6 protein-coding genes are annotated in these 12,297 nt (G+C 32.0%); 2 read left to right on the top strand and 4 right to left on the bottom strand.

Annotated elements, in window-relative coordinates; all coding sequences use genetic code 11:
• Nucleotides 1-39: 39 nt before the first annotated feature.
• Entirely contained in the window at nt 40-720 is a 681-nt protein-coding gene (locus ACP6PL_RS23435; protein ID WP_426547704.1) for a phosphoribosylanthranilate isomerase, read from the bottom strand.
• 196 nt (nt 721-916) lie between these two features.
• Between ACP6PL_RS23435 and psaK the strand changes: the two genes are divergently transcribed.
• Both psaK and ACP6PL_RS23425 read left to right on the top strand, forming a co-directional pair.
• The gene (gene psaK / locus ACP6PL_RS23430; protein WP_426547703.1) at nt 917-1,198 is read left to right on the top strand and encodes a photosystem I reaction center subunit PsaK; all 282 of its coding nucleotides are present in this window, start codon (nt 917-919) and stop codon (nt 1,196-1,198) included.
• A 561-nt stretch (nt 1,199-1,759) separates the two neighbouring features.
• A complete protein-coding gene (locus ACP6PL_RS23425; RefSeq protein ID WP_426547702.1) occupies nt 1,760-2,968 on the top strand; it encodes a site-2 protease family protein in 1,209 nt (402 codons plus the stop codon).
• Between the two features lie 1,001 nt (nt 2,969-3,969).
• Here ACP6PL_RS23425 and ACP6PL_RS23420 read toward each other — a convergent pair.
• From ACP6PL_RS23420 to ACP6PL_RS23410, 3 genes are all read right to left on the bottom strand, one after another.
• Nucleotides 3,970-6,018, bottom strand: coding sequence for a tetratricopeptide repeat-containing sulfotransferase family protein (locus tag ACP6PL_RS23420; RefSeq protein WP_426547700.1), 2,049 nt, complete (start codon nt 6,016-6,018; stop codon nt 3,970-3,972).
• A gap of 1,079 nt (nt 6,019-7,097) precedes the next feature.
• On the bottom strand, nt 7,098-9,170 hold the full coding sequence (locus ACP6PL_RS23415; RefSeq protein WP_426547699.1) for a tetratricopeptide repeat protein: 2,073 nt from the start codon (nt 9,168-9,170) through the stop codon (nt 7,098-7,100).
• A 1,046-nt stretch (nt 9,171-10,216) separates the two neighbouring features.
• Nucleotides 10,217-12,297, bottom strand: a 2,081-nt coding sequence (locus tag ACP6PL_RS23410; RefSeq protein WP_426547698.1) for a tetratricopeptide repeat protein, incomplete at its 5' end; no start/stop codon positions are given.

Below are 12,297 nucleotides of genomic sequence, written 5' to 3'. Positions count from 1 at the left end.
GCTATAAACTTGTACCAGATATAATACTTGGTACTTTTTCTACACTTTAACCCTAAGTTGCGCTAAACTATCAAATAATTTTTTGACTTTAACTAAATCTTTATCTCCAGGCGCTGTTTCTACACCACTAGATAAGTCGATGCCACAAAAATTATGATTAAATTCTATTTTAGGTTCAGAATCTAATATGAATTGTTGTATTCCTGCTGTGACGTTTTCTGGGGTTAAACCACCTGCTAATAACCAAGGAAAAGTAGGGTAAAATTCTTCAAGTATTTTCCAATCTAAGGTTTGACCAGTGCCTCCTAATTTATCTGGATGATAAGCATCTAAAAGTAAAGTATCGACATAATTTTCATAAATTTTTGCTCTTGTTAAATCTTGAGAAGATTTAATTCTCAGGGCTTTGATTATTTCTATACTATTTGGTATTGACTGACGTAAGTGATGACAAAATTCTGGAGATTCATTGCCATGTAGTTGTATTCCATTGAATTTTGTATTAATAATTACTTCTAATAACAAATCTATTTCAGGATTAACAAATACTCCTATTTTGTCAATATTTATTGGTAGTTTCTCGACAATATTTATGATGTTTTCTGGAGTAATATAACGAGGTGATTTAGGAAAACAGATAAATCCTAGAGCTGTTGCTCCCATCTGAGCGATCGCTTGTCCTTGCTCTAGTTTTGTAATTCCACAAATTTTGACGCGCATTAATTATACCTACTACTAACTAAATTTTAGATTTTTGTATCAAAACTTAAAATTATTGTTAATTATTAAAACAAATTGTAGCTTTTAGCTAAAGTTTCTTGATAATTTGCAAAACATAAGTTGATTTAAACACCACCCAATCAGGCGAGGTATTTTAAATTTGCTACAAATCTTTTTAATTTAAGGAGATAAGAACTTGATTTACTCTGGTTTAATTCTAGCAGCACAATCTCATCCTCTCTCTGCAGAGTGGTCACCAAAAGTAGCAATTATAATGATAACTTGTAATTTAGTGGCAATTTTCATCGGCTACTATGCTATTTCAAAGCAAAATCGTGGACAAGGGCCAGATTTACCCGTATCGTTACCAGCAATTTTTACTGGCTTTGGAATACCAGAATTATTAGCTACTACAAGTTTTGGTCATATTTTAGGAGCAGGAATAATTTTAGGGCTTGGTAGTGCTGGTATGCTATAGATAGATATAACCTGATTTTAGTTAAAAATACAGGGGGTTCTCTATTGTTACAAAAGAGAATCCCCCATTTTTAGTTTGTAACTTATTGATGCTTGTAAGCCAGTGGTCAGCTATTAGCTAGCCTCCTAATTCAGAAATAGATTAACAGGTATGAGTTATTAACTTAATTATCTTGCAAGTAGGATAGTCTCTAAGAAGAATTAAGAGTTATGTTTGGGGAGCATTCGCAGGAAAGAAAAAAGTTATCGCCTACGGAGTCAGGAGATAGGAATCAGGAATATTTAGTTTAAACATCATTTAGGTGCATAAGCAAAACTAATCACAGATCCTACTGATTTGCTGTTGCCTGTTGCCTCTCTCAACTAGGAAATTTATTTTGCACGAGTACTTATTTGGTTGAAGATCCTTTTTAATTAAAGGCAAACCTAATCAAATTATTTTAATTACCCTGATTACTTATAACATTATTTTGTCACGCTTGGTATAAATCAGTTATGGCTAGTTATTCTTATTAGGAGAATAGATTAAATCCTAATTTTCAGAAAAAATCAAAAAAAATTCATGCAGGCACGTTGGAAAATATGCAATTTATTTGGTATCCCTTTATTTCTGGATTACTCGTGGTTAATTATTTTATTGTGGGCAACATATATCAATAGTCAAGATTACCAAGAAAGGGGGCTTTTTTTATCTTGGGGTGCTGGATTAGTAATTGCTATACTACTATTTTTATCCGTAGTCTTACATGAATTAGGTCATAGTTTAGTTACTATTTCTCAAGGAATGAAGGTTAATTCTATAACGTTATTTTTGTTTGGTGGAGTTGCTTCAATAGATCGAGATTATAAAAATCCTGGAGAGGCTTTTCAAGTAGCGATTGCTGGACCTTTGGTGAGTTTAGTTTTATTCTTTTTATTAGGTTTAACAAGTTTACTATTCCCCACATCAAGCTTAGTTGGGGAGTTAATGAATAGAGTAGCAGAAATAAATTTAATTTTAGTTATTTGTAATATAATACCTGGTTTACCTTTGGATGGCGGACAAGTATTAAAAGCAACTGTTTGGAAAATAACTGGTAGTCATTTTCAAGGGATAAGATTGGCAGCTAAAAGTGGTAAAGCTTTAGGATGGTTAGGAATTAGTTTAGGGTTGATAGTAGTTTTTAAAACTAGAGATTATAGTAGTTTTTGGATTGCTTTAATTAGCTGGTTTGCTCTGCGTAATGCCAGAATTTATCAGCGCATAACTGATTTACAGTCAGCGTTAATGAATATTAAAGCTGTAGAGGTAATGACCCAAAATTTTCGTGTAGTAGATGCAAATTTAACTCTCAGTCAGTTTGCTGATAAATACCTTTTAAAAAGTTCTAAAATTTCAATTTATTTTGCTGCTGATATGGGTCGTTATCTTGGTTTAGTTTATGATGATGCTATTCGTTATATTCAAAGAAGTTATCGGGATACTCAAACTTTAAGGATGATTATTTGCCCTCTAAATCAGATGGTTACTGTGTCAGAAAAAGTTAGTTTATTGGAAGTTATTAAGAGGATGGAATTTCATCAACAAAAGCAAATAACTGTACTTTCACCTTCCGGAGCAGTAGCAGGAATAATTGATAGAAGTGATATTGTGCGAGGAATAGCTAAATATTTGAAACTGAATATTTCAGAAGCGGAAATTAAACGTGTCAAAATAGAAGGTAGTTATCCCTTGGGAATGAAGTTAGAAGCAATTGCTAAAGTTACTAATTTTAAAGGGAGTAGGGAGTAGGAGGGGTGAACGAAATTTTGCGTGGGATAGAGAGCGTTGTATCCAAAAAATCACCATTAAGTAAGGCTTTTAGCTATATGTTCCCCACAGGTTTTTTCACTCACCCAAGTAGGAGAGTGGGAGAGAAGTAAAAGTATGAATCATTATGGCTTGCTGATTAATTCTCAAAGCATTTATAGATAAAGACTTTAGCCTTTTTTTGTTTCAAAAAAGTGCCATATTTTCAGTCTAAAACGCTCAAAAAGTTAGCATTTTTGGCAGACAAGAGCAAAAAAGTTACTCCCCCACTACCCTTATATTCTAGACTTTTATAGTGAAGGCTTAATATAAGTTTTACTTATTAACTTAGCTTTTAAAATTTTTTTTATAAATCTAATCAGCCTCATTTTTCCAAGATTGTGACAAAATATTTCACGAGCTTGCGTTATTTCAGAGATTTGGTATCATACCCTGTACATAAGATATTGTGCCAATCTTGTATCTAAACCTCAAAAAAGACTAACTTTAAAGCTCTACAATCAAGTATTATCGTTAATTACATCTCAAATTTAGCAATTTTTAGCTTAGGAAAAGTAAGCTCAAAAAAACAAAATTCAGATAAGTACAAATATTTAAGAAATTGTCTAATTTGACAAAATGATGGATATAAGGTATTTATCTAAGATACTTATAGCGGTTTTCACAAAGGTAGACTATGTAGAAAAAAACTACATTTCTCTCTAGAGTTAATTTAACTTCTATTGCTGTAGTCTATGTTAATGAAAACCGCTATAATATCTAAATGTCTTTAGTTATGAAGCACAAAACTAATTTTTTTCAGGGAAGAAAGAGAGGCGATCACGACAGGGATGCGGAGCATTATCGCTGAAATTATTTCTTTGATCTGAGATGCTTAAAAATAGCTGCTTCAATTCATATTAGACAGTTATCTAGATCATTTTTACCTTTTTTTTTCAATGTTTACTCCTCCTTCTTTCTTCCCTCTTCCCTCTTCCTTACTTCTACCAATTAAATTTCATACCTAAATATTCCTCTAAACGCTGATTATGAAGTTGAAAATAATCGCTTAATTTTTGTCGAACTGACTCACTAATAGATGAATAAGAACCAGCATTTAATTTTGGATAATCTTGTATTTGATAATCTGGCAAACCTAAAAAATTGAAAACTTGCTTCATTGTAGTTTTAGGGTCACTATAAAATTCTTCACTAGGCAAAATTAACAATTGTTCTCTAGGAAAAATATTCAACCATTTCTTTAACCAATCTAAATAGACACTAGAAGCTATATAATCTCCCTGATAATTCCAATAATCTTTTTCGTTGACGAGACTAGATGAAATTTTTATCAGTTTTTCTAGCTTAGAATTAATTACTTCTTCAACAGACATATTCTCTGCCTTTGAACGTACTTCGTGATAATAGTTCGATATAGTTCTATCTACTGGATTTCTTAATAGAACAATTAGTTTAATTTTTGGGAAAAAATGAAATAGTCTAGTGGGAGTATCTGGAGCATCAAAATAACTAGGACTTGCTTCTCCAGTTAAGAAATTTTCTGAGTCTGGAATTGCTGGAAAATGCGCCCGATACCAATCTAAACCTCGATGGAAGTAGAAAGACCAAAAATCAATTTCTTTTTTAATCGTTGGTAAGATTTGTGGATGTTGAATTAGATAATGATAAATAGATGTAGTTCCCCCTTTTTTGACTCCAATTACGATAAAATTAGGGGCAGATATTTTAGCCAAGTTTTGAGATTTTAGAAAAAACTTAGGATATTTTTGTTTAATTTGTTGTTCAGAAGCAGTTTGATAAATTTCTATTGCTTCAGTATTTCTATTTACTTGAGTTAGAGCTTCAGCTAAGTTGAGATAACGACAGACTGAGTTATTTGGATAATCAATAAATTTTTGAAATAAATTAACTGTTTTTTGCAGTTTATTTTGCTTTTCAAAAGTTTCCCACAGACGAATATCAGACCACCAAGCAAAATCAGGATTAAGTTCTATAGCACGATGGTAGACAATGGTAGCTTCTAACCATTTTTGTTGTTTGGTTAATGCTAATCCCAGGTGATAGTAAGATTGACTATCTCCGTCAGTTTCAACGGTAGAATAAAATGAATTTAGTTGTTGTTCGAGGTAAATTTTTTTTCGGAATATCTTGCCAAGTTGCTGATAAATATCTATTTGATTGGGTAATATTTCTAGCAAAAGGTAATAAATAATGATTGCTCCATAAATTTGATTTTCTTGTGCTAGATAATTTCCTAATTCCAGGTATAATTCTGGATTAAATTTGATGAGATATAGTGATTTTTGATAAATCGGATATCGATCTGGATTTTTAATAGCTTGGCAATAATAATTGATAGTTTTGTCTAAATTTGACTGACTAAGTTGAGCAAAAGCATCTCCTAACTTTAGGTGCATCCAGGTTAGATTAGGATTAATTTGAGCAACTTCTAAATAAGTAGCGATCGCCTCTTCTAATCTTTTTTGTCTAAGTAAAACATCTCCTAAACATTGGCGATACCAAACTACTTCTGGATTGAGTTTTATTGCTTGACGATATGCTGTTTCTGCTGCTTCTAGTTTTCCAGTTTGAAAGAGAATATCTGCTAATTTTTGATGAGTTCCTTTGATTTCTGGTTTGAGTTGAATTGCTTTGTGATAAGAAAGAATTGCTTGGTCAAATTCTCCTAGTTTGAATAAGGCTTCTCCTAGTTTATGGTAAGTCCAATAATTATCGGAATTAAGTTGAAGAAAACTTTGGTAGGCGTTAACTGCTTCTTCCCATTTTTCTTGTTGCAGTAAAGCATTTCCGAGGTGATGATAAGACCAAGGAAAATTGGGATTTAGTTTGATAGCTTTTTGGTAAGTGATAATGGCTTGTTCCCAGTTTTGTAATTGAGTTAAAGCTTGCCCTAATTTATAGTAAGACCAAGAAAAATTAGGGTTTAGTTTTATTGCCTGGCGGTAGTTAGTAACTGCTTCTTCCCACTTTTCTTGTTCTAGGAATTTTTCTCCTAATTCGTAGTAATTCATCTCTATAGCATTTTTATTTGGGATGTGGAAACCGGGTCTGATTGAAAAGGGAACAGGGAATAGGGAATAGGGAATAGTAAATAGTAAAGAAGAAAAAATAGCATTATAGCGGTTTTCACAAAGGTAGACTACAAAATTTATTGTTATTAATTTAGAATGCACGAATTCAGAATTCAGAATTATTAAATTAAGGGATAGTATAAAAAACTTCTGCTTTCTGGCTTTAAGTAAAATCTCTGTACTCTATGTTAATGAAAACTGCTATAAATAGTCGTAAATATCAGGATTAGTGGGTACTTAATACAACAATTTTTTTCTAAGAAAAAACTCCAAATGCAATAAACGAGGAATGCTGAAAGCTTACACTATTGCTTCTAAGTAAAATTCCTAAATATTCTATTATCTTTGAGTCAAGAAACTATGTTGAATAAAAAATCATGTATATGTGCAAATGAACCCAACTAAATTTTAGTATATCAAAATTTTTGTGGGGATGCAACCGAAAATCTTTTGAGGCGCCGACTTTTTTAGGAGCTTCATAAAATGAAAATATTGGTGCTTCTCTACTCAGGATTTATAGATGTAAAGATTCCGTTGGAGAAAGAATAAGCTTATAAGTTTATATATGAGAGCTTCACAGGATGAGAAATTGCTGCCATATCCTTTTGAGTAAAATTCCTAAATATTCGATTGTCTGGAAGTAGGGAAATAGCGTTGAATAAAAATTCATGTGTATAGGCGAGTAAAAGCAAGTAAATTTTAGTATATCAAAATTTTTGTGTGGTGCAACCGAAAATCCTTTGGGGCGCCGATTTTTTTCAGAAGCTTCATAAAATGAAAATGTTTGACAATTTGATATAGCAGTCGAAGCAAAGGGCGCGGACAGATCGCTTAAAACTCAGACAACGCAAGATTTTTCCTTCTGCCTTCTGTCTTCTGCTATAAATCGAGAAAGTAAAAGACTCTATTTCATAATAATTTTTGGCAGAACTTCAGAGCTTCAACACAGTTTATAGTTGTTAGAGAAAGCAACCCTTTCACCTAACTGTTGTTCCAGAAATTTTCCTCCTAACTCCTAGTCATCCACCCCAAGTTTCCCAATGAAATTTCATATCTAAATACTCTTCTAATTTTTGATTAGAATCTTGAAAGAAATCGCTCATTTTTTGCCGGATAGCGTCTTTGACATCGGGATAAGAACCTACATTTAATTTTTGATAATCTGGAATTTGATAATCTGGCAAATCTAAAAATTTTAAAACCTGCTGCATAACATTTACTGGATTAGTATTAAAGTCTTCAGTTTTGAGGATTAAAAACTGTTCTTTGCGAAAAATAGCCATCCATTTCTCCAAAAATTTTATGTAAAATCCTGGAGCTAAATAATACAAATTTTGCTGCCAATGATTTAAGCAAAAATTTGAGTTGTACCGAAAATTTTGTAAAATCTCTAATTCATAATTTATTGCCGTTTCTAAAGAGCGATTTTCTTTATTTAATCTCACCCAATGATAATAGTGAGAAATTGCTCGATCTATAGGATTTCTTAAAAGAATAATTAGCTTGATTTTGGGAAAGAAACTAAAAATTCTAGTTGCAGCTTCCAAATTACCAAAATATCCGGGACTTGCTTCGCCTGTGAAATAATTTTCTGATTTAGGAATGGGAGGAAAATGAGATAAATACCAATTTATTCCTTTCTCAAAATTGCCAGACCAAAAGTTTATTTCTTTGAGAAGAGGGGGTAAAACTTGTGGGTGTTGAGTTAGATAAGTATAAAGAGAAGTTGTTCCGCCTTTGCCTACTCCAATAATTAAAAAATCAGGTTTTCTAACTGCTTTTTGAAATTGTTCTAAATTCCAGTGCTTTTCCACAAAATTAGGGTGAGACTTTAAAATTTTTTGGTAACAAGCAGTTTGATAACAAATAGTTGCCTCATCAATTTTTTCTTGGCTAGTTAAAATTTGTCCTAGATTTATATAAGTCAAAATAGATTGGGGATTAAGTTCAATTTTTTTTTGGTAGAGTTTTGCAGCTTCGTCTAACTTATTCGTTTTATGTAAGACATTTAATAGTATTGATAATCCACTATCTGCCCAGGAAATTTCGGGATTAATGGAAATGGCTTGCAAGTAAGAGTTTGCCGCAGCTTCCCATCGATCATTTTTAACAAAAGCATCTCCTAATAATTTATGAACTTCATATATTTCTGGTTGAATTTTAAGAGCTTTTTGATAGCAAGTAATTGCCCTTTCTAAATTTCCTTGTTTAACCAAAGCATTTCCTAAGTAAGTCCATAACCAAAAAGCATTAGGGTTAAGTTTAATTGCCTCTTGATAAGTAATAATTGCTTCATCCCATTGGTTTTTTTTGAGTAAGATTTCCCACAAACATATATGAGACCAAGGAGAATCTGGATTTAACTGAATAGCTTTGAGATAATTAGTAATTGCTGCATCAATTTCATCTTTTTCGACTAAAACATCTGCTAATAATTTATGAATTATATCAAGGTGGGGTTGCCGTTGAAGTGTATCTTGATAATAGGCGATCGCTTCATCTATTTTTCCCTGTTTAATTAGAGCATTTCCTAAATGTTGATAAGACCAATATAAATCTGGTTTAATTTCAATAGTACGTTGATAAGCAACAACTGCTTGATGCCATTTTTTTTGTTTGGTTAAAGCTTCTCCTAATTTATAGTAAGACCAGGGAAAATTGGGATTAAATTGAATGGCACGACAGAAATAGTTGACTGCTTCATCCCAGTTTTTTAGCTGCATGAAGACTAACCCTAATTTATGATGAAAGAATGATACTTTTGGATTGTGTTTAATGGCTGTTTCATAACAGGCGATCGTTTCAGATAATTGTTTTTGTTTGATTAAGATATCTCCTAATATTGTATAAGTTTCAATGTGTTGAGGATTTAATTGTATTGCTTGGCGATAACTGGTAATTGCTGATTCTATTTTTCCCATTGCTTGTAATACTTTTCCTTGAGTATTGTAGGCAGGGGCAAAGTTAGGTGAATCTGCTAAGATGCTTTGACAAATTTCATAAGCTGCTTCTAATTTTCCCTGGGATAAATAAATTTCAGCTTCTTGTTGTTTGGGCAATACTAAAGATTGAGAATTTTGGTTTAAAGACATATCTGAATTTCGTAAATTTTTACAGGTAAATTGTCAGCATTCAGCTATTAGCTATCAGCTTCATTACGTTTAAAAGAAGAAACAGCAGTTGACAGCTTTCAAAAAGTTAAAAGTATGGGTAAAAATCTATCAGTTCACTTTAAGAGTCTATTGATACGATTTCTCTGTAATAATGCCCTTAATAATTGCTGCTCAAACCTTATTACAATAACCATTATGATCTTTATATTCAGCGGAAGTTTATGTAGAAATTATATGAGCTAAATGGTTCATTAAAAGTAAGCATTCAGCTTTTTAAGATAATAAGTAGGGCTTGCAAAATTAATTACACATATTTTACAGCGACAAATCTAATGCTGTAATTTTTACAGGGAATAAAGTTAGGTAATTAATTTTGCCTAAGCACTTAACTTGACTTCGGTTAGCTAATGATCTTTATTCTTTTCTGCGGAATGCTGCACAAACATAACTTTTAATTCTCCTTGGAAACTAATTCCTGCTTATCAGGTAATGAATTAATAGCTAATAGCTAATAGCTGATAGCTGGATGCTTACTATTAACAAACTATTACCAGTCAGTATTCAGACGAGTGAAAGTAATAACTATTAAGGTTAGCTGATAACCTTTTTTTGAATAACTTTGAATTCTTCTTGGAGACTAATTCCTCCTGACAAAATAATGAGTTAATGACTCATAGCTAAAGGCTGAATATTTACAGTAAATTTGATTACAGGAGTCAGATCATCAGAATTCAGAATATAATTTTACAAATCAGAATAAGTTAACTTAATAAATAGGAAAAAAGAAAATAAGCATTTCCGTGCCTAAATGTTCTGCATTCATAATGAATATAGACTTCTCTTGATAAATGTCAGTTTTTTTCTTTTAATTTTCTCAACAATAATTCCTGCTGATCAGGCAATTAATTAATAGCTAATAACTGTTAACGTTAGCGTTAGCGAAGCTCCTCTGTAAGAGGCAGCTCCTCTGCAAGAGGCAGTTCCTCCGCAGGAGGCTAGCTAGCTTCTGAATGCTTACAAATAGATTATTCCCAATTAAATTTCATACCTAGATACTCTTCAAGTTTTTGATTATAGGGTTGAAAATAATCACTTAAATTAGAGTAAATTGATGGAGGAATATTAGGATAAGAGCCAGAATTTAATTTTTGATAATCCTGGAGCTGATGTTTTGGTAAATCAAGAAAATTAAAAACTTTTTCCATAGTAGTTTCTGGTTCTTGATAAAAGTCTTCGCTCCTCAAAATCAGGAATTGTTCTCTGGGAAAAATAGTCATCCATTTTTTGATAAATTCAACATAAACTCCATAACTCACATAATAAGATATATGATTCCAGTAAGCTTCTCCGAGGGCAGAAGTAGGAATTTTTTTTAGTCTTTCTAATTGAGAATAAATTACTTCTGATAAAGATTTATTTTCCATCTTTAATCTGACTTCATGATAATAGTGAGAAACTGCTCTATCTACTGGGTTTCGCAAAATTACAATCAGCTTAATTTTAGGAGAAATACTAAATAGTCTTTCTGGAGTATGCCAACTATTAATATAGGTAGGAGTTGCTTCTCCAGTTAAAAATTTTGTTTCTGCTGGAATAGGAGGAAAATGAGCTAAATACCAATCTATTCCTTTATCAAAATATCGAGACCAAAAATATATTTCTTTTTTAATGGCAGGTAAAACTTGAGGATGTTGAGTCAAATAATTATATAGAGAGGTAGTGCCACTTTTGCCAGTACCAATAATAATAAAGTTAGGATGTGCTACTTGTTCCTGATGCCAATATTTATGCACAAAATCAGGATGAGATTTGAAAGTTTGCTGGTAACAAGCTGTCCGATAAGAAGCAATAGCTTCATCTATTTTTCCTTGTTCAGTCAAAACTTCTCCTAAGTTTAAATTAGAGAAAATAGAATCTGGTTTCTTTTGCAGAATTCTCCGGTAACAATTTACGACTTCTTGAAGTTTATCTGACTGTTTTAAGTAATTCCAGAAACGATTATAAGACCAATTTGTTTCTGGTTTTAACTTAATCGCTTTGAGGAAAGCTAGACTTGCTTGTTCCCACTCTTCTTGCCGAGTTAGAGCTATTCCTAAATCATAGTAAAATTTAGAAGACTTTGGATTTTCTTTAATCGCTATATGACATTTTTCTACTTCTTGTTCTAACTCAACTTGTTTATCTAAAGTTTTCTGGAGTTGATTTGTAATTTCTCGATCGTTTACCTTAAGTTGCAGAGCCATATTATAAATAATCACTGCTCCTTTATATTGCTCTTTTTCAGTCAGAGCATTTCCTAAATATAGATATAAATCTGAATTTCGCGGTAGACTCAGCACTAATTTAGAGTTAATTATCTCTGTCCGATAATTTTGTATTGCCTGAGAATAATAAGTAATTTTATTCTCTAAATTACTTTGAGATATTTTCCCTAACGCTTCTCCGAGTTTTTGATATATCCAAGGCATATTTGGGTCGATATTTAAGGCAATTAAAAAGGTGAATATAGCTTCATTCCATCTTTTAAGTTTAACCAATACTTCCCCTAGATTATTATAAGACCAAGGTATATCGGGTTTTAGTTCTATCGCCTGTATATAATTATCAATTGCTGCCTCAAATTTTCCTTGCTTTTGCAAAATATCTGCTAATTTATGATGATTTTCTCTTTGCTTAGGTTGAAATTTGATTAAAGTGTTATAACAGGCAACAGCTTCAGTATAAATATCAAATTTTCTAGTTTTGTCTACTTCGGCTAACTTAACTAATGTTGCTGCTAATTGATTGTAAGATAAAGAAGAATTAGGATTGATTTTTGTGGCTTGACGGTAAGCTACTACTGCTTCTGAATATCTTTCAAGTTTTACTAAAGCATTACCCAAATTGTAGTAAGTTACATCTATATTCGGGTCTATTTTTATTGCTTGGCTATAGACTGTTACTGCTTCCGAGTATTTTGATAATTGCATTAAAGCATCTCCTAAATTTTTGTAAGGCAAATATAAATTAGGCTTTAATTCAATAGCGCGACGATAAACTTTGACAGCTTCGTCCCATTTTTCTAGTTCCAATAAAGCTGTTCCTAATTTGTGGTAAGACCAAGGAA

The organism is Dapis purpurea BLCC-M126 (genome assembly GCF_050015975.1).
GTDB lineage: Bacteria > Cyanobacteriota > Cyanobacteriia > Cyanobacteriales > Microcoleaceae > Trichodesmium.
Note: the sequence above shows the minus strand (reverse complement) of the source record. Positions and strands in the feature narration are given on the sequence as shown.